The sequence below is a fragment of the Terrabacter sp. C0L_2 genome (assembly GCF_036352015.1).
Lineage (GTDB): Bacteria > Actinomycetota > Actinomycetes > Actinomycetales > Dermatophilaceae > Terrabacter > Terrabacter tumescens.
In genome coordinates, this window is record NZ_CP143557.1 from 1,089,061 (window position 1) to 1,109,180 (window position 20,120).

Annotated in this window: 11 protein-coding genes; 8 read left to right on the forward strand and 3 right to left on the reverse strand. The window is 69.9% G+C overall.

Features of this window, described 5'->3' with window-relative positions:
* Nucleotides 1–641: 641 nt before the first annotated feature.
* On the forward strand, nucleotides 642–1,547 hold the full coding sequence (locus tag U5C87_RS05090) for a hypothetical protein (RefSeq protein ID WP_330475546.1): 906 nt from the start codon (nucleotides 642–644) through the stop codon (nucleotides 1,545–1,547).
* 390 nt (nucleotides 1,548–1,937) lie between these two features.
* Here U5C87_RS05090 and U5C87_RS05095 read toward each other — a convergent pair whose 3' ends face one another.
* From U5C87_RS05095 to U5C87_RS05105, 3 genes are read right to left on the reverse strand one after another with little or no spacing between them, the layout of a single operon-like run.
* Nucleotides 1,938–4,268, reverse strand: a complete 2,331-nt coding sequence (locus tag U5C87_RS05095) for a beta-galactosidase (protein ID WP_330475547.1) — start codon at nucleotides 4,266–4,268, stop codon at nucleotides 1,938–1,940.
* On the reverse strand, nucleotides 4,265–6,475 hold the full coding sequence (locus U5C87_RS05100; RefSeq protein ID WP_330475548.1) for a glycoside hydrolase family 3 N-terminal domain-containing protein: 2,211 nt from the start codon (nucleotides 6,473–6,475) through the stop codon (nucleotides 4,265–4,267). Before U5C87_RS05100 ends, U5C87_RS05095 begins: the two co-directional genes overlap by 4 nt.
* Nucleotide 6,476: 1 nt before the next feature.
* Entirely contained in the window at nucleotides 6,477–9,911 is a 3,435-nt protein-coding gene (locus tag U5C87_RS05105; RefSeq protein WP_330475549.1) for a GH36-type glycosyl hydrolase domain-containing protein, read from the reverse strand.
* A 176-nt stretch (nucleotides 9,912–10,087) separates the two neighbouring features.
* On the opposite strand from U5C87_RS05105, the gene U5C87_RS05110 reads away from it, so the two are divergent.
* The 7 genes from U5C87_RS05110 (at nucleotide 10,088) to U5C87_RS05140 (ending at nucleotide 19,874) form a co-directional block, all read left to right on the forward strand.
* Nucleotides 10,088–11,767, forward strand: coding sequence for an ABC transporter substrate-binding protein (locus U5C87_RS05110; protein WP_330475550.1), 1,680 nt, complete (start codon nucleotides 10,088–10,090; stop codon nucleotides 11,765–11,767).
* Between the two features lie 61 nt (nucleotides 11,768–11,828).
* Nucleotides 11,829–12,818, forward strand: coding sequence for an ABC transporter permease (locus U5C87_RS05115; RefSeq protein WP_330475551.1), 990 nt, complete (start codon nucleotides 11,829–11,831; stop codon nucleotides 12,816–12,818).
* Nucleotides 12,815–13,765, forward strand: coding sequence for an ABC transporter permease (locus U5C87_RS05120; protein WP_330475552.1), 951 nt, complete (start codon nucleotides 12,815–12,817; stop codon nucleotides 13,763–13,765). The genes U5C87_RS05115 and U5C87_RS05120 overlap by 4 nt, the downstream gene beginning before the upstream one ends.
* Nucleotides 13,762–15,615 (forward strand): ABC transporter ATP-binding protein, encoded by a 1,854-nt coding sequence (locus U5C87_RS05125; RefSeq protein WP_330475553.1) that lies wholly within the window; start codon nucleotides 13,762–13,764, stop codon nucleotides 15,613–15,615. Before U5C87_RS05120 ends, U5C87_RS05125 begins: the two co-directional genes overlap by 4 nt.
* A gap of 75 nt (nucleotides 15,616–15,690) precedes the next feature.
* Nucleotides 15,691–16,737, forward strand: coding sequence for a LacI family DNA-binding transcriptional regulator (locus tag U5C87_RS05130; RefSeq protein ID WP_330475554.1), 1,047 nt, complete (start codon nucleotides 15,691–15,693; stop codon nucleotides 16,735–16,737).
* 240 nt (nucleotides 16,738–16,977) lie between these two features.
* Nucleotides 16,978–18,279 (forward strand): glucoamylase family protein, encoded by a 1,302-nt coding sequence (locus U5C87_RS05135; RefSeq protein WP_330475555.1) that lies wholly within the window; start codon nucleotides 16,978–16,980, stop codon nucleotides 18,277–18,279.
* A 269-nt stretch (nucleotides 18,280–18,548) separates the two neighbouring features.
* On the forward strand, nucleotides 18,549–19,874 hold the full coding sequence (locus tag U5C87_RS05140; RefSeq protein ID WP_330475556.1) for an ABC transporter substrate-binding protein: 1,326 nt from the start codon (nucleotides 18,549–18,551) through the stop codon (nucleotides 19,872–19,874).
* The last annotated feature ends 246 nt before the right edge of the window (nucleotides 19,875–20,120 follow it).

A 20,120-nucleotide genomic window follows, 5' to 3' on the forward strand; every position in this document is an offset into this window, starting at 1 on the left:
CGTCGCCGTCACGAGTCTGGCGGCGGGTGCCGACCAGCGATTTGCCGAAATGGCTTTGAGTCGGGGCGGAAAACTGTACGTAGTAGTTCCCAGTTCAGGCTACGAGTCCTCCATGGCCAGCCGCGAAGATCGATCAAGATTCCGGCAGATGCTTTCCGCCGCAAGTACCGTGGAGCGACTCGACTATCCCAGGCCAAGCGAGGAAGCTTTCTTTGCTGCAGGACGGCGAGTGGTGGACATATGCGACGTTCTCGTCGCCCTCTGGGATGGTCTCCCGGCACGCGGAGTTGGTGGAACCGCCGACGTAGTCTCATATGCTCAGAGTGTCGGAAAGTCAGTCGACGTCGTCTGGCCGGAAGGGCTGCGTCGCTGAATTCATGCCCCAGTCCCAGCAAACTTCCAAATTCACTCGATGAACGTGTGAGCAGCGGTCATGCCGGTAGTGTGGTGGGCAAGGTCTTAAAACAAAGTCGAAGCTACAAGAGCAGGGCACTTTCTCCGCTCAGGCGTGATCTATTCGCGTCGCGTCATATGGGCTGCGCCGCGAGTGGAAGAACTCATCGACGGCATGTCAGGCATGGGCGAGGAAGCTAAGGCTTGTCGTCCTGCATTAATCTCAACAGACTGGAGAGGAAGTTGGCATGGCAGCCGACGAGCGTGAGAAGCCGAAGCGTTGCTTCGTTTTATCGCCTATTGGAGCTGAGGATTCAGCCGAACGCAAGGAGGCTGACAAGGTTCTCAAGCACCTGATCCGTCACTCTCTGGAGCCTGAGTTTCATGTGGAACGTGCCGATGACAGCACTAACCCGGGTTCGATTACGCCCACTATCGTTGCGGGTGTCTTGGAGGCTGACCTGGTCGTGGCGAACTTGTCTGGCGCCAACCCAAACGTCTTGTATGAACTTGCAATGGCCCACGGCTACGACATTCCTACGGTTCACATTCAAAGAGCTGGTGAGAAGCCACCCTTCGACGTGAAGGATATGAGAATCGTAACCTATACGATGGACCCTGACGATCTCGAAATAGCCAGGTCCCGTCTGCGGGCATCTGCAGACTATGCAATCAAGAATCCTGAAAAGGTGGAGACCCCCCTTACATCGGCGACCAGGTTCCGAGCGATTCACGGTAGCACCGACCCGGTCGCAGAGAGCAATGTTCGCGTAATGGAGGCGATCGCTGAAGTTCATCAGGACGTAAAGCGTGCTCTTTCGCGCCGGATAAGCGGCGTTTCTTCGAATGTTCGTCTTCAACAAGCCCTGGCGCATGCGAGGCTCACAAAAATGATCATTGAGCGTGTAGTCGATGCTGGGCGGGCAGAGCTGTCGGATTTTGAATCAGCGATCTCGCCTGACAGTTCGGAAAAGTACGACGACTGGGCAAGGCGGCAACTGGCTAAGGTCACGGGGGTCGACAGCAAAAGCGTCCTGAACGACATTCTCTTCGATGTTGATGTTCGACGAGAGATTGAAGACGATGGCGGGGCTGAGGACGACGTCGATCCGGAAACCCGGGCCGAGTTCGAACGTCAAATGTCGAAAGATTGAGCCTGCTCCTGACCGCATCCGGATATCCAATGGCACTCGGTAGGTCGCGACAGGTAGGAACCATTCCCTATTTGTCCGCTCACTGCGGAACCTGCCGTGCTGGAGCCAGGACCTTTGGGTTTTGAGCGCTTCTCTGGTACGCGCCGTATCGGGCTCGAGGGAGGGAGAGCAGACTTCGCCTGGAAGTTCCGTGTACAAGCGGGCGCGATGCGTTCACGCTGTGCCGCGGGTTGCGTCCAGAGCGAACGCGTTCTTTCCCGTCTAGTTCTGTCCCCGTCTATATGGCGCGCGCCGTGCTGCGAAGCCTCAGTTCGTCAGTCCCGCGTCGGACGTCAGAACGGCCGGGGTGCGACCCTTCGTCGCGCCCGGCCGTTCACCGCGCCGTGGACCTCAGGGCAGCAGGGTGTGCTCCCCCGGGGCCAGCTCGATGGGGAGGCCGTCGACGATGACTGTCGTGCCGCCGTCCTCGTCGAGGCCGGGGCGGAAGTGGATCGTGCCGTCGGCGTCGACGCCGGCGATCTCCGCCGTGGCCCAGTCGAGGCGCCGTCCGCTCACCTCGAGCCCCAGGGGCAGGATGTGGCCCGACCGGGGCGGCACGCTCAGCGTCGCGCCCGCAGCGATCGGGGTCCCATCGAGCGCCACCGTGACGGTCGCCGGAGCGCCTGACGTGTTGATGACGTGCAGCGCCCGCTGTCCGTCGTCGGTGCTCGTGGTCGTCGCGAAGACGCCCGGCCACTGCGTCTCGAGCCGCAGCCCGGGGCTCACCCCCAGGCTGGCGAGAGCACGGTCGAAGAGCACCGGGTCCGACGGCACCTGCGCGGCCAGGAGAATCGCGCGCCCCTCACCGAGCGGCACGTCCACGCCACAGACTGCGCCGTCGACGTCCGTCAGCACGACATCGCCGCGCTCGTGCGTCAGCTGCTGGATCCACCCGGCCCGCATCTCCGGCCACGGCTGTGCCCACCCGTGCGCGACGAGCGACGGGAAGTAGTGCCCCGAGTCGCGCACCACCTCACCTGCGCCAAGACCGAGGGCGTCCGCCAGCACCGTGCACGGCGACCCGTCGAGGTCGCGCTCCGGCACCCGCCCGAGCAGGACGAGGTTGCCACCGGTCGAGACGTGGCCCACGAGCCGCTCCTGCACCACCTGCGACAGGTGGCGCCCGGTCCCGACGAGCACCGTCGACCCCGGCGCCGGGTCACGACGCTCGAGATGCGTTGCGCCATAACGGAAGCCGCCCAGCAGCAGCGACCGCGCCAGCGCCTTGCGCTCACCGGCCCCACGATGCGACGTCAGGTCGTCCACGACCTCTGTCATCAACGAGGACCCCGGGTGGTGGTACTCCGTCATGTACGCGTCGAGCACGAGCCCCAGCGTCACGTCGTCGTGGTCCTCGTCCATCCGGGCCAGCCACGGCTCGTTGGCCTTGATCGCCCGCACGCCGCGCGCCGTCGCCTCGTAGGCGTAGCCGCGCTGGCCCTCCGGACCGACCGGCGCTGCCGTGCCGTGCCGCTCGCCGGTGAAGCTGACGCGGTCGTTCCCGTCGGAGACCGTCTCGTCGAGCGGCGGGTTGATGCCGCCGGCGAAGAGGTAGTAGTTGATGAGCCGGTTGCCCTGGGCCAGGCACAGCCGCGTCTTGAGGTCGGCCGTCGACGGGTCGTACTGCATCTCCGCGCCCGCGCCGTAGTCGCCCGAACCCGCTTCGAACTCAAGGGAAGTCAGCGGCTGGTCGCCGTCGTGCACGGCCGCCATGTAGGCGTTCATGACGTAGAGGTCGGTCATCGTGTTGAGCGTCGCCTCGCCGAGGTAGTGGTCCGACCCCGAGACCATCCCCGGGATGCCGGCATACGTGTCGACGAGCTGGCTGATGCCGATCGGGAAGGGCGCACCGTTGCCGCCCTCGGTGCCGTGGATGTTGATGAAGAACGGCACGCCCGCGACGCCGCGTTCCTCGCACAGACCGCGCAGCGCGGCGACATACGAGGCAAACCGCTGCCGCATGAAGAGCCCGAGGTCGAGGCGCAGCGCGCCCGCCCACTCCTCCTTGGGCGACCGCACGACCTCCGCCCAGCCGTCCTCACCCGGCGACGCGGCATACGGCCCGGGCCCACCATGCCGCGACAGCACGAACTCCCCGAACGACGCGACGAGACCGTCGGTGAGGTCGGGCGAGTTCGTGACCCAGGCGAGCATGCCGATCTCGTTGTCGAGCTGCACGCCGATGATCGGCCCACCGGCCGGCTGCAGTCGGGGCGCCAGCACCGGCATGATCGCGTCGAACCACCGCGCGCTCTCCGAGATGAACGCCGGCGCAAGGTAGTCCACCGTGCGCGACGTGACCTGCACCCCGTCCCAGCCGAGCGGCACGATCTCCGGGTGGTCGCGGTAGACGCGGAACGGGATGCCCTCGTTCTTCAGCTCGGCCATGATGAACGGCCCGGGGCGCGCGATGAAGCGCAGCCCCTTCGACGCGGCGAGGTCGATGAAGGCGCCGATGTCGCGCTCCGGCCGCGTCGACCCCGTCACGTCGATCGTCCCGTCGGGCAGCTCGTGGAAGATCCACGGGATGTAGGAGGCGACGGTGTCGCAGCCCGCCTCGACGAGCAGGTCGAGGCGCTGCCCCCACTCGGCGCGCGCGACGCGGAAGTAGTGCACCTCCCCCGACATGACGATGGCCGGCTCGCCGTCGATGCGGATCTGGCGGCGCGTGGTCTCGATCATGAGTCGTTCCTCACCTGGATGCTGACGGACTGGAGGCGGGCCGCGTCGGGCCCCGTGAGCAGGACGATCTCGCCCTCGTCGACGCGGGTCGTGAGGTCACGGCCTGCGTATGCCGTCTGCTCGGCGTCCACATCGAAGGTGACCTCGCGTGCCTGGCCGGGCTCGAGGTCGACGAGCGCCCAGTCGGTCAGCTCGACCAGCGGGCGGGTCACCTCGGCGACGGGATCGCGGAAGTAGAGCTGGACGACCTCGCGGCACGGCCGGTCGCCGGTGTTGGTGACGGTCACCGTCAGCGTGACCGAGCCGCCCACGGGCAGCGTCGACGACGACACGACCGGAGCGCCGTACTCGACGCTCGTGTAGCTCAGGCCGAAGCCGAAGGGCAGCCGCGGGTAGGTGAGGGCGTCGATGTAGCGGCCCTCCTTGTGGTCGACGTCGGCGCGGATGAGCCGGCCCGTCGGCCGCTGGTGCGTGCTCGTCGGGATGTGCCCGGTCGAGAGCGGGAAGGTCATCGGCAGCCGGCCGTGCGGCTCGACCTCGCCGAGCAGCACCGAGGCGAGGGCGTTGCCGGCCTCGCTGCCGGGGTGCCAGACGACGAGCACCGCGTCGGCGAGGTCGAGCACCTCGCTGAGGTCGAGGGGTCGGCCGGTGTAGACGACGGCGACGAGCGGCTTGCCGAGGGCGGCGACCGCACGCAGCACCTCGATCTGGCCGGGCGGAAGGCCGATGTCGACGACCGACTGCGCCTCGCCCGAGCGGGAGCGGTGCTCGCCGAGCAGCAGCACCGACGTCTCGGCGGCCCTCGCCTGCATGAGCGTCACGTCGGAGAAGCGGCCGTCGGCGACGGTGAGCCGGTCGCCGAGGCGCTCGCGAAGCGCGGCCCCCGGCGTGACGACCTCCTCGCCGCGCCCGTCGAGCACCCACGTGCCGAGCAGGGCGTCGCCGTCGTCGACGAACGCTCCGCTGAGCAGCACCGAACCGGCCGAGCCGGCGGAGCCGCTCGATCCGGCCGACGCGTCCAGCGGCAGCACGCCGTCGTTCTTGACGAGCACGTGCGCGGCCTGGCCCGACCGGAGGGCGACCTCGCGGGTCTCGGGAGTCGGCGCGTTCGGCGCACCCGGCTGCGCGGCATACGGCCGCTCGAAGAGCCCGAGGCGGAACTTCAGGCGCAGCACCCGGCGCACCGCGTCGTCGACGAGCGCGAGCTCGACCTCGCCCGACTCGACGAGCTCCTCGAGGTGGGCGAGGTAGGCGCCGCCGCACATGTCGAGGTCGACGCCGGCGCGGATCGCGAGCACCGCGGCCTCGCGCAGGTCGGCCGCGACCCCGGCGTTGACGAGCTGCCCGATGCCGTTCCAGTCGGCGACGACCATGCCGTCGAAGCCCCACTCGCCCCTGAGCACGTCGCGCAGGAGGTGCTCGTGGGCGTGCATCGGCGTGCCGTCGACGTCGTTGAAGGCGGCCATGACGGTCGTGACGCCTGCGTCGACGGCCCACTTGAACGGGCGCAGGTGCAGGTTGCGCAGCGTGTTCTCCCCGACGCTCACCGTGTCGTAGTCGCGGCCCCCGGCGGACAGGCCGTAGCCCGCGAAGTGCTTGGCGCACGCGGCGAGCCGCTCCGGCTCGCTCGGGTCGTCGCCTTGGAAGCCGCGCACGAGCCCGGCCGCGAGCCGGCCCGACAGCACCGGGGTCTCGCCGAGCGACTCGGCCACCCGGCCCCAGCGCGGCTCCTCCGAGATGTCGACCATCGGCGCGAACGTCCACGCGACGCCGTCGACGACGGCCTCGCGGGCCGCGATCTCGCCGATCTCCTCGGCGACGTCGGGGTCGAAGGAGGCCGCGATGCCGAGCGGGATCGGGCACACGGTGCGGTGGCCGTGGATGACGTCGCGGCCGAAGAGCAGCGGGATGCCGAGGCGGCTGCCCTCGACGGCGTGCCGCTGGGCGGCGTCGATGTTGCCGACGAGCACGCCCTCGTCGCGCTCGTTGCCGCCGGTCGGGCCGGAGGCGTAGAGGCTCGAGCTGATCCGGCCGGCGGCGATCTCGTCGGCGTCGGCGTCCGGGTCGATGTTGGCGACCTGGTGGGTCTGGCCGACCTTCTCGGCGAGCGTCATCTGCGCCATGAGCAGGTCGATGCGCTCCTCGACGGGCAGCGTGGCATCGAGCCACGTGCGCTCCAGGGTGCGCGTGGCGGTGGTGTCAGTCATGTCAGTGGGTCTCCACGATGATCTCGGTGCCTTCGGTGGCGGACAGCAGGTCGGCGGCGCGCACGGCCACGCCGGCCCGGCGGTAGGGGTTGGTCAGGGGGCGCAGGTCGAGCTCGCGCCCGCCCGCGGTGACGCGGCGCACGCCGTGGCCCTCGGCCCCAACGACGTAGCGGACGGTGAGGTCGGTGCCCGCGAGGGGCAGCCGCGCGGTGAGCTCGCTGCCCTCGGAGGAGCCGGCGGGCGGCAGCACCGGGTCGACCTCGACGTCCTCGCCGCGCTGGCGGATGCCGAGCAGCACCTCCGTGACGAGCCGCAGCACGAGGCCGGGCCCGGAGGAGTAGACGCGCCACCCGCCCTCAAGCGGCACGTCGCCAGCCATGAGCGCGGCATACCGCTCGGACGCGTCGTAGCGGTCGGTGAAGGCGCCGTCGGACGAGGAGTAGTAGCACGTCGTCTGGCGCGGGCGTGCCTGCGGCACCAGCGAGTCCAGTCCGACGGGGCTCGCCTTGGCCAGTGCGGTCAGCAGCGCCGCGCCGTCGCCGACGCGAGCCAGGGCCTCGGCGTAGCGCAGGTGGGCGTGCATGTACATCAGCCCGATCTCGCGGCCCCAGAAGGTGCTCGCCTCGGCCCGCTGGAACACCGACATCGGCCCGCCGACGTAGCTGACCGGCCGGTCGAAGAGGCGCGCGCCGTCGGGACCGAGCAGGTGCTGCTCGATGAGGTCGAGGTGGTGGTGCGCCTGCTCGGGCGTCATGAGGTCGGCGCCGATCGCGTGGATCCACGGCAGCACGCCGTAGTGCAGGCCGGTGCGCTCGTCGCTCGGGTGCACGAGCGGCTCGAACCGCCCGTCCTCGTGGTGCAGCAGGTAGCCCGGCAGCACCGGGTCGGCCGCGAGCTGGTCGAGGAGGGCATCGTGGGTGCGCTCGGCGAGCTCGTCGGCGTCCGCGCCGAGCGTGGCCGTGTCGCCGGGGTTGCCGACCGCGTGCAGCCCCTCGGCGAGGGTGCGCAGCGACTGCGTCTGCAGCACCGCCGTCCACGTGGATACGAGGTGGGCCGCCAGGTGGGGGTCGGCAGGCTGGAGCGAGTCGTTCCAGTCGCCGTGGCCGTATGCCGGCAGCGGGCTCCCGGGGACCGTGCACTCCGCGATCCGTGCGACCGCACGCCGCAGGTGCTCGGCCACCGTCGCCGGCTCACCCAGGGCGTCGTCACCGACGAAGGCCACCCGCTCGTCGAGGATGCTGGCATCACCGGTCGTGCGCAGGTAGTCGCCCGCAGCGAGGACCGGCCAGAAGACGACGTCGCCGTGCGAGTCCTGCTGACCCGTCTCGGGCAGCGGCGGGAGGAACTCGAAGGCCTGCGGCCAGTCGCCGCGGGCGTTCTGCGCGCGGAAGACGCGCAGCAGCACGTCGCGCACGGCGTCCTGCCGGCCGAGGGCCGTGAGCAGGCCGACCGGTCCCTGGCAGACGTCGCGCGTGCCCCAGGCGCCGCCCGAGAACTGCTCGAGACCGCGCGGGGAGAGGTAGTGGACCAACGCGTTGTGCGTGAACCACGGCAGGGCCGCCGAGAGGTTGGCGGCCGAGGCACCGGCACCGTCCGCACCCGACGTCGAGCCCAGGGCCGAGCCGTCGAGGCTGACGGCGTGACCAGCCTTGTCCCAGAACGCAGCTCCGAGGCGCTCGCCCTCCGGGAGCACCTCACCGGCAGCCGCTTCACCGGCGCCGGGCGCCGAGGTGACGACGACCTCGAGCTGCTCGCTCGCGTCGAAGAGCACCGTGAGCCAGCCCGGGCCGCGGCTGACACCGTCGGCCTGGAGCCGGGCGTCGCCGACGTCGGCGGTGCCGGGGCCGGTCCACGCGATGCGCCACGGGCGGGGGTCGCTCGCCGTCGTGACGTCGAGGTGGTCGCCGGCGGTGGTCACGGACGGGGCGTCGGAGAGGTCGTCGGCGACCTGCATCGCGAGCAGCACGCGGCGCGGCGCCGGGCCGCTCTGGCCGACCGACAGGGTCAGGGCGTGCTCGTCGGCCGGGGCGCTCGAAGTCACGGTGAGCACGGGACCGGACGACGCGGCATACCACCACGTGCAGTGGTCGAGACCCGTGAACCACGCGCTCGGCGCCTCGAGGAGGCTCCACGCGCCGTCGGTGTCCTCGACGAAGAGGCGCACGCCGTGGGCGCGCTGGAGGCCGAGGTAGGTGCGACGGCCCGTCGCGACGGGGTTGCGGCCGACGTGGCCGCGGGTGATCTGCGAGTGGAAGGTGCCGGCCATCCACACCGTCGAGGCGAGCGAGCGCGAGTCGGGCGTGAAGGCGTCGCCGGTGCGGAGCAGGTGACCGTGCGGGCGCAGGACCGCGAGCTCCTTGGCGGGCGTCACGAGCTGGCCGCCGCGGACGGTCCAAGCGAGCTCGGTGCCGTCTCCGTCGGTCTCGACGAGGGTGCGGCCGTCGACGAGGTCGGCGTCCTCGAGCTCGGCGCGGTCGAGCGGCCGCGACGCGAAGGCGGGGGCCGACGACCACAGCGTGTGGGGAGTCGGGGTCGCGGCGGCGGTGTGACCGTGGGCGCCGTCGCCCGCCGGCGCCCACGGGGTCGGGGTGGCGGCCAGCGCGGCCTCGGCCCAGCGGGCGTCGGCGTCGGAGGTGGCCTCGGGGTGGTCCTCGAGGGCGATGCCCCAGAAGCCGGTGCGGTGGGTGTCGGCCGGCGCGATCGTGGCCGGGGCGTCCTGCAGGGCGATGAGCGTGTGCTCGTGCTGCAGGCGGGTGCTCGGCAGGTCGGCCACGTCGAGACCGGGCCAGGTGACGCCGCGCTCGGTGCGCTCCACGAGCTGCAGCGCGTCGGTGGCCCAGCCGGTGCCGGTGCCCGTCGTGCCGACCATGAGCCACGGCACGCGCTGGCCCGGCATGTTCTGCCGCACGGCGACCGCGGTGCCGTGGCCGTCGGTGGCGACGGGCGTCAGGTCGAGGTACTGGCTGACGTAGTACTCGTTGGTGCGCACGGCGCCGAGGGGCGCCAGGGCCGGGTCGTGGGTGAGCACCACGTCGGCGGTGACCGGCTCTCCGGTCGTGTTGGTCAGCGACAGGTCCCAGTGCCAGGTGGCGTGGTCGGTCGTGCCGAGCCGCAGCACGAGGCGGTAGTCGAGGCCCTCGTGGCGCCCGGTGACGGCGACGCCGTCGTGTTCCTCGTCAGCGGCCGCGGCCGTGACGACCGAGCCGCTGCCCGGCCCCAGCAGGGCGAGGCGGCGGGTGCCGTCCGGCCGGTGCACGCGCAGGTGCACGTTGGTCAGCCCCGCCTCTGCGACGGTGGCCAGGTGCAGCAGCAGGCTCGTGCCATGGGCCTCGAGCCGGCGCAGGGCACCGTTGTCGAGGACCTCGGCGGAGAGCGTGGAGCGCCCCTCGAGGGAATGGACCGTCGGCGCGGTCAGGACGGCGTTGTCGTCGAGCACCTTTCTTGTCTACCAGCGGCCCCGTTTTCACTCCATAGCGAATCCCCTTGAAAACAAATGAAAGTCGCGCTGCGCACGAGCGACCCCATGAAAGTAGTTACATGCTTCCAGAGCGTTGACAGTCGTCACGAGACCGGACCTAACCTGACAAAAAATCCCCCTGACGGAGGTCCGCAATGACGCGTACTCGCACCAAACCCACCCTGGTCGTCACCGGCCTCGCTGCCGCCGCCCTGGCCCTGACCGGTTGCGCCGGCAGTGCTGCGCAGAAGGACAGCAAGGCGTCCGCCGACGGCATGATCGCCCAGCTGACGTTCCCGTCGGAGGCCGATGCGGCCGTCGGCGGCCTCGTGAACTACAACCCCAACTCGCCGAAGCCGCTCACCGCGACGTGGCTCTACGAGCCGCTCATCGTGCGCAACAGCCTCACCTGCGAGGAGACGCCGTGGCTCGCGACGAAGTCGACGTGGGAGGGCGGCAGCAAGCTGACCTTCGACATCCGTGACGGAGTCAAGTGGAGCGACGGGCAGGCCTTCTCGGCCAAGGACGTCGCCTTCACCTTCAACCTCATGAAGCAGTACCCGGCCTTCGACAAGGCCGGCGTCTGGAACGACACCTTCGGCGCCCCGGCCAAGTCCGTGACCGCCCAGGGCAACCAGGTCGTCTTCGAGTTCACCGGCAACGCCGCCCCGAAGTACGACGGCATCATCGCCACGAAGATCCTCCCCGAGCACGTCTACTCCAAGGTCGGCGACCCGACGAAGTACGTCGACAAGACCCCCGTCTCGACCGGCCCCTACAAGGTCGGCAGCTACAACGGCCGCCGCCTCGTGCTCGAGCGCCGCGCCGACTACTGGCAGGCCGACAAGGTCAAGGTCCAGAAGATCGTCCTCGAGGGCCAGTACGACGCCGCCCAGGCGGCCCTCAAGCTGCGCGCGGGCCAGCTCGACGCGTACTACGGCGAGATCCCCAACCCGAAGAAGACGTTCGTCGACGCCGACCCGAAGAACAACCACTTCTACTACGCCCCCAACGGCATGACCGTGCTGACGGGCAACGACGAGCAGAAGCCGTTCAGCGACGTGAAGTTCCGCGAGGCCATCTCCTACGCGATGAACAAGCAGGACATGTCCCTCAAGGCGACGTACGGCGTCATGAAGCCGGCCAGCCAGACCGGCCTCAAGCTGCCGTCGATGGCCTCGCTCGTCCCGGCCGAGTACTCCGGCAAGGACACCGTCCTGCCGTTCGACCTCGCCAAGGCCAACCAGGTGCTCGACGCCGCCGGCTACAAGAAGGGCGCCGACGGCAAGCGCACCAACCCCGACGGCTCGCCGCTGTCGGTCAACTTCTCGGTGCAGGCCGGCTTCATCGACTACCAGGCCATCGCCGACGTCGTCGTCAAGGGCCTCAACGACGCCGGGGTCAACGCCAAGGTCACAGCTTCGGCCCCCGACTCGGTCGACGGGCAGAAGAAGACCGGCGACTTCCAGCTGATGCTCGAGTACCTGCACGGCGGCTGCGAGCTGGCCAAGAACATCGGCGCCAAGCTCTCGAGCACGCAGATCCCGACGAAGACCGACATCTTCCCGAACGTCCAGCGTTTCAAGGACCCGGCCGTCGACGCCGCCGTCACCAAGCTCGCCTCGGACACCGACAAGGAGTCGCAGAAGCGCGACCTCGCGCCGCTCGTCGAGACGATGATGACGAAGTACCCGGTGACCGCGCTCATCTACGCGCCCGCTCGCATCCTCTACCGCACCGACAAGGCCGTCGGCTGGCCGAGCGAGGAGAACGCGTACGCCAACCCGCAGGACGACAAGCTGCTGGTGCTGACGCACCTCACCGCCCCGAAGTGACCACCCCGTTTCGGTCCGGGACGGCTCCCCGAGCCGTCCCGTCCCGGGTCGGGAGGCCCAGATGACTTATTTCGCAAGGAAGTTCGGCTTCTTCCTGGCCACCCTGTGGGCGGTCGTGACGCTCAACTTCCTCATCCCACGGCTCCAGCCGGGCGACCCCGCCGAGATCATGGTCAAGCGACTGGCCGGCAAGGACGCCGCGCTCGACCCCGCACAGGTCAAGGCGATGCGCGCCATGCTCGGCGCGCCCGACGGCTCCCTCTGGAACCAGTACGTGACGTACCTCGGTGAGCTCGTGCACGGCAACTTCGGGCTGTCCTACACCTACTACCCCTACAAGGTCACCGAGGTGATCGGGCAGGCGTTCTGGTGGACGGTCGTGCTCGTCGTCCTGACGCAGGTCGTCTCGTTCGTCGTCGGTGTCGTCCTCGGGGCGTATGCCGCGTGGCGCCGCAACTCGCGCCTCGACTCGATCGTGACGCTGGGTTCGACGTTCCTCGGCACGCTCCAGCCGTTCTGGATCGGCCTGCTGCTGCTCTACGTCTTCGGCTACAGCCTCGGCTGGTTCCCGACCTCGGGCGGCTACGAGGAGGCGACGCCCGGCTTCAACTGGCCGTTCATTCAGGAGGCGGTCAGCCACTCCTTCCTGCCGGCGCTCGCGCTGCTCATCGTCACGCCGATCGGCTGGATCCTCGGCATGCGCAACACGATGATCATGAACCTCGGCGAGGACTACATCCGGCTCGCCAAGGCCAAGGGCCTGCCCGACCGTGACGTCGCCCTGCGCTACGCCGCCCGCAACGCGCTGCTGCCCAGCGTGACGGGCTTCGCGCTCGCGCTCGGTGGCGTGCTCGGCGGGGCGATCCTCGTCGAGACCGTCTTCGACTACCCGGGGCTCGGGCGCCTCATGGGCGAGGCCGTGCAGAACAAGGACTACCCGCTGCTGCAGACCCTGATGCTGCTGACGACGGCGGGCGTGCTCGTCGCGAACCTCGCGGCCGACCTGCTCTACGGAGTGCTCGACCCGCGCGCCAGGAGGGCCGAAGGATGACGACCGACACCACGCCCACGCCGACCCCCGGCGAGGACTTCATGGCCGAGGGTGCGCCCCGTCAGGAGCTCGCCGTCGAGCAGGTCAGCGAGACGGCGCGTCCCGACCAGTGGTGGCAGGTCATCTGGAGCAGCAAGAAGGCCCGGGTCGGCGTCGTCATCCTCGCGGTCTACGTGATCGTCGCGATCTTCGCGCCGCTCATCGCGCCGCAGGACCCGCTCGACAGCTCGTTCACGCCGCTCGACGGCCCGAGTTCGACCAACTGGCTCGGCACGACGACGAGCGGCCAGGACATCGCCAGCCAGCTCATCTACGGCTCGCGGATCTCCTTGATGGTCGGGCTCTTCGCCGGCCTGATCTCCACCGTCATCGCGACGGTGATCGGCCTCATCTCCGGCTACGCCGAGGGCACGATCCTCGACGACCTGCTCTCGTTCGTCACCAACGTCGCCCTCGTCATCCCGGCGCTGCCGCTCATCATCACGCTCGTGGCCTACTCCGAGGTCCGCGGCATCTGGCTCATCGTCGGCGTCATCTCGATCACCTCGTGGGCCGGCGCGGCCCGCGCCAAGCGCGCGCAGATCATCAGCCTGCGCAACCGCGACTTCGTGACGGCCGCCAAGTTCTCCGGCGAGGGCACGTGGCGCATCGTCTTCCGCGAGATCATGCCCAACATGACCTCGCTCGTCGCGGCGAGCTTCGTCGGCGCGGCCACCGGCGCGATCGGCGCCGAGGCGGGTCTCGCGGCCCTCGGTCTCGGCGACAGCCAGAGCGTCTCGTGGGGCACGATGCTCTACCAGTCCAACGCCCAGGGCGCGATCGCGCAGGGCCTGTGGCTGTGGGTCTTCGTGCCCGGCCTCGTGCTCGCGATCCTCATGACCGCCATGACGTTCATCAACTTCGGCGTCGACCTGCTGAGCAACCCGCACCTGAGGGAGGACGCATGACCCTGCTCGACGTCCGCGACCTGAGCGTCCGCTACGAGCCCAAGGCCGGCCGGCCCCTCGATGCCGTGCAGGAGGTCAGCTTCGGCATCGGCCCCGGCGAGTTCGTCGGCCTCATCGGCGAGTCCGGCTCCGGCAAGACGACGCTCGGCACGGCGCTGCTGCGCCTGCTCCAGCGACCCGGCCGCATCAGCGGCGGCTCGATCACCTTCGACGGCACCGACATCACCGACCTGCCCGAGGACGACCTGCGCGCCCTGCGCTGGCGCGACATCTCGACCGTCTTCCAGAGCAGCATGAACTCGCTCAACCCGGTCGTCCGGGTCGAGGGGCAGTTCCGCGACGCCATCGAGCAGCACAGCTCGCTGCGCGGCGAGGCCGTCACCCGACGCATACGCGAGCTGTTCGAGATGGTCATCATCGACCCGAAGTTCATGACGGCCTTCCCGCACGAGCTGTCGGGCGGCATGCGCCAGCGCGTCAACCTCGCGCTCGCCCTCGCGCTCGAGCCGAAGTTCATCCTCCTCGACGAGCCGACGACCGGCCTCGACGTCGTCGTGCAGCACTCGATCCTCGAGAACGTGCGGCGGCTGCAGGCCGAGCAGGGCTTCGCCGTGCTCTTCATCAGCCACGACATCGGCACCGTGCTCGACCTCTCCGACCGCATCCTCGTGATGTATGCCGGTCGCATCGTCGAGGACCAGGGCGCGGCCGCGCTGCTGCGGGACCCGCTGCACCCGTACACGAAGGGCCTGCTCGGCTCCTACGGTGACCCGCGCCAGGAGACGGTGAAGATCACCTACGTCCCCGGCCGGCCGCCGGACCTCAGCCTGCCGATGGTGGGGTGCAGCTTCGCGGCACGGTGCCCCGAGCGCATCGACGTCTGCCTCGAGAAGGACCCGGCGCTCGTGCCGCTCGAGGGCGGACGCGCCGCGTGCCACGTCGCCGTGCTCCAGCGCGAGGAGGGCGGGGCCGGGCCGCACGGCGAGCCGAAGCGCGGCTTCGAGGGGCCACAGTTCGTCAAGACGGCCGACGAGTCGCGCAGCGCCCTGGCCAACGACGTCGTCCTCTCCGTCGAGGGCGTCAGCAAGGTCTTCGAGCGGCGCCGTGGCCTCACCGTGACGCGCACCGAGGCTGTCACGGACGTCAGCTTTGAGCTGCGACGCGGTGAGGTGACGGCGCTCGTCGGGCAGAGCGGCAGCGGCAAGTCGACGCTGGCCCGCATGATCACCGGCGTCGAGAGCCCGACGTCGGGGCGCATCGTCTTCCACGGTCCCGACGGCGACAAGCAGGTCTCGGGCTTCAAGGGCCGGGCGCTGCGCGACTACCGCAGCGACGTCCAGATGGTGTTCCAGGACCCGTACAGCTCGATCAACCCGGCCAAGCGTCTCGGCTACGTCCTGTCGCGCCCGCTCGCGAACTACCACGGCCTCAAGGGCGAGGCCCTGCGCGAGCGGGTCATGGAGCTGCTCGAGCGGGTCGCCCTGACGCCCGCCGACCGGTTCGTCAACCGCTACGGCTACGAGCTGTCCGGCGGTCAGCGCCAGCGCGTCATCATCGCCAAGGCGCTCGCGGTCGAGCCGCGGATCATCGTCGCCGACGAGCCGATCAGCAGCCTCGACGTATCGATCCGCGCCGAGGTGCTCGAGCTGCTCAACGACCTCGTCAAGGAGAACGACGTCGGCATCCTCTACATCACCCACGACCTGCTGAGCGCCCGCATGCTCTCCGACGAGGTCCTGGTGCTCAACAACGGCAAGGTCGTCGAGCAGGGGCAGACGCTCGAGGTCATCCGGGACCCGAAGGACGACTACACACGCACGTTGCTCGACGCGATCCCCAACCCGTTCTGAGGCGTGGCGACGTGCCTGTCCGAGTTGTGCAGCCCGACGCGCCCGTGCACTCTGGTCCCGAACGAGGGAGCCTGGGTGTCCACGGAGCACGACGACGCGCGACCGGTCACGATCTACACCGTGGCCGAGCGCGCCGGCGTGTCCATCGCCACGGTGTCGCGGGTGCTCAGCGGGTCGACCCCGGCGTCGGCGATGACCCGGCAGCGGGTGCTGCGGGCCGTCGAGGACCTCGAGTACGTCCCGCTCCGGGCCGGCCGCACCGTCGACGTGCCCTCGCACCAGACGCACGGGCTCGTGCTGCCGGGGCTGCGCGGGCCCTACTACTCCGAGCTGCTGTCGGGCTTCGAGTCGACGGCGGCCCGGGACGGCCAGTCGGTCGTCGTGGTGGTGTGCGACGCGTCGAAGGACGCCGAGGCCTCGGTGCGCAAGATGCTCGGCCGCATCGACGGCATCGTCATCGCGAACGACACGATCAGCGACACGATGGTGCGCCAGATCGTCAAGACCACCCCGACGGTGCTCGTCGCGCGCGACGCGATCGAGGGCTGCGACGCCGTCCAGGTCGAGAACTTCATCAGCTCGGCCGAGCTGACCCGGCACCTGCTCGAGCACGACCGCAAGCGCCTCGTCTTCGTCGGCGACCCGGACACCTCGCACGACGTCTCGGAGCGCTACCGCGGCTTCCAGCACGCGCTGACCCGTGGCCGCGGCGCGGAGGTGGCCGGGCCGATCCGGGTGCAGTACGAGGAGACCTCGGGCCGCCAGGTCATCGAGGGGCTGCACGAGGCCGATGCCGCCGGGGCTGCCGTCGACGGGCTCGTCTGCGCCAACGACGAGCTCGCGCTCGCCACGATGGTGCTGCTCGGCCGCGAGGGTCGTCGCGTCCCGGACGACGTCGCGGTGGTCGGCTTCGACGACATCATGACGTCGCGCTACCTCGCGCCCGGCTTGACCACGGTGCAGCAGCCGATGCGCGAGCTCGGCCGCTGGGCCGCGATCCGGCTCCACGAGCGCATCGGCGGCCGCAAGTTCGACGTCCACCCGCAGGTGCTCCCCACCCGCATGGTCGTCCGCGGCTCCTGCGGCTGCGACTGGGACCAAGCCTCCGTAGCCGGAGCCTGAGCCCCCCGCCGGGCACCCCACCCCCCCCAACGTCGAGTGCCCAGTTCCGGACGTCGGGTTTTGAGCACTCGACGGCAAGTTCTCGTCGAGTGCCCAGTTCCCGACGCCGGTTTCTGAGCACTCGACGTGCAGATCTCGTCGAGTGCCCAGTTCCCGACGCCGGTTTCTGAGCACTCGACGTGCAGATCTCGTCGAGTGCCCAGTTCCCGACGCGCCTCCCCCCTCCCCAAGGACTCTCGTATGCCTGACCGCACTCTCCTGCTCCGCTGGGCCGCCGACACGTGGCGCTCGTTCGAGGCCATGACCGACCCCGACACCGGCCTGCCGACCGACAGCATCGCCGACTCCCTCGACTCGACGACCCGCAGCGGCTACACCTCGCCGACGAACATCGGCGGTCTGCTCTGGTGCACCGTCGCCGCCCGCGACCTGGGGCTCCTGGCCGTCGACGAGGCCCACGACCGGCTCGCCCTCCTGCTGACGACGCTCGCCGGGATGGAGGTCCACGACGAGTCCAGGATGTTCTTCAACTGGTACGACGACCGGACTGGTGCCCTCATGCGGCAGATGCCCGACAGCGGGCACGAGGTCCACCAGTTCCTCTCGAGCGTCGACAACGGGTGGCTCGCGGTCGGACTCATGGTCGCGGCAGCCGCCGAGCCGCGGGTCGCGGTGCAGGCGCACGTCGTCCTGGACCGGATGGACTTCGGGGTCTTCCACGACCCGTCGGCCGGTCCCGACGGTCCCGGCGGGCGCCTCACCGGCGGCTTCTGGGTGCAGGACCCGGGTGAGCGGACGCGCCGCACCTCCTTCGTCGCCGGCCACGCCGAGGTCTTCCACACCAAGCACCACTACGACCTGCTCGACTCGGAGCCCCGGATCGCGAGCTACGTCGGCATCGCCCGCGGGCAGATCCCGCCCGAGCACTACGCGGCCCTCGACGCGCCGCTGCGGCACTACCGCGGCCGCGACGTCGTGCCGACCTTCGGCGGCTCGATGTTCGAGGCCCTGATGCCGACGATCTTCGTGCCCGAGGCGGCGTGGGCGCCGGACACGTGGGGCGTCAACGAGGCACGGACCGTGGCCCTGCAGCGCGAGTACGCCCTCGACGAGAAGGGTTACGGCTACTGGGGATTCAGCCCGTCGGCCTGCCCAGGCGAGGGCTACTCCGTCTTCGGCGTGCCGCCCATCGCGTGGGAGACCGACGGCTACCCGAGTGAGCGCGACGGCGAGGTCGTGGTCACGCCGCACGCGTCGGCGATGGCGCTCATGGTCGAGCCGGAGGCTGCCGCCGACAACCTCGTCCGGATCGAGCGCGACCTGGGTGCCTACGGTCCCGGCGGCTTCATCGACGCCGTCGACACGCGGACCGGGCGGCACGCCGGCCGGCACCTGTCGCTCGACCAGTCGATGGTGCTCGGCTCGCTGGCCAACGTGCTCGCCGACGACTGCCTCCGCCGCTGGTTCGCCACCCCCGAGGTGGAGGCCGTGCTGCGCCCGGTCGTCGCCGCACGCGAGCTGCCGCTGACCGGACCCGCCTGACCGGACCCGCCTGACCGGACGGGACCGGTCGAGCAGACCCTCCTGCTCGTCGAGCAGCTGCTCCAGACCGCACCCGAGACCCTGAGCGACAACCCGCTCGACTCCCCGGCCTTGATCTGAACCGCAGCGACGTCGCTGCGCGGGCCATCCGGCATACCCGGAGGTTGCGGGCATACGATCGCACGGTGGGCGAGGTCGAGCAGACTGGCCGGACGCCCGCCGTCGTCAACGGTGCCCGCTCGCCGGGCAGGAAGGACGCAGGGGAACCTATGTCTGACAAGCAGATCGGCCGCGAGATCGGCCAGGCCCTCGGGGCCAACCTCACCCGGCGCTCGCTCTTCGCGCTCGGCGGCGCGGCAGCCGTCACGGGCGCGCTCGCCGCCTGCGGCAGCAACACCGGCCGCGAGCCGGCAGCGACCGGCGGCGGAGCCAGCGGCGGCAGCGGGGCCACGATCAACCAGTGGTACCACCAGTACGGCGAGGCCGGCACGCAGCAGGCCGTCGAGAAGTACGCCGCCGCCTACAAGGACGCCACCGTCAAGGTCAGCTGGAAGCCCGGCGACTACGACCAGTCGACGGCCGCCTCGCTGCTCACCGACGCCGGCCCGGACGTCTTCGAGTACGGCAACGGCCCGACCATCGACATGATCAAGGGCGGCCAGGTCGTCGACCTCACCGACCTCATCGGTGACACGAAGTCCGACTTCAACCCGAGCATCCTCGAGCGGATGACCTACCAGGGCAAGACGTATGCCGTGCCGCAGGTCGTCGACATGCAGCTGCTCGTCTACCGCAAGTCGATGCTCGACAAGGCCGGCATCCAGCCGCCGCAGACGATCGACGAGCTCATCGCCGCGGCCAAGAAGCTGACCCAAGGCAACGTCAAGGGCCTCTTCCTCGGCAACGACGGCGGCGCCGGCCTCATGGGCGGCCCGATGCTGTGGTCGGCGGGGCTCGACTACCTCACCAAGGACAACCAGTTCGGCTTCGACGACCCGCGCGCCGCGACCGCCCTCGGCAAGCTGCGCGAGATGTGGGACGCCAAGGTGCTGCTCCTCGGCGCCCCCAAGGACTGGTTCGACGCCTCGGCCCTCACCTCAGGCCTGACCGCCATGCAGTTCACCGGCCTCTGGACCTTCCCCGACATCAAGAAGGGCCTCGGCGACGACTTCGGCGTGCTCCCCTGGCCCGCCCTCGACGGCAGCGGCAAGGCCTCGGTGCCCGTCGGCGCCTACGGCTCGTGCGTCAGCGCCAAGAGCAAGGACGTCGAGGCGGCCAAGAAGTTCGTCAAGTGGCTCTGGATCGACCAGACCCAGGACCAGCTCGACTTCGCGACCTCCTACGGCTTCCACATCCCCTCGCGCACGAGCCTCATCAGCCAGGCGAGCACGCTCAAGAGCGGGCAGGCCGCCGACGCGGCCAAGCTCGCGACCGACGTCGGCCACGCGCAGAGCCCGATCCTGTGGACTCCCAAGTGCGCCACGGCTTTCGGTGACGCGATGAACCGCATCGTCAAGGAGGGCGCCGACCCCGCCGGCGAGATCGCCAAGGTCAAGGCCGTGGCCGATCCCGAGCTGAAGCGGGTCCTCGCCTGACAGCGCAGGCCGACCCGGCGGCATACGACCACGCGGCGCAGCGGAAGGCGACCGACCGGGCGACGCCCTCGACACCGAGGCCGTCGCTCGGTCGGCGCCTGCGCGGGCGCCAGGACCGCAACCTGTGGTTCTGGGTCTTCGTCGGGCCGTTCGTCATCGGGCTCATCGTCTTCGTCTACATCCCGATCGCCTGGTCGATCTACCTGTCGTTCTTCGAGGCCTACAACACCGTCACGCCGACGAAGT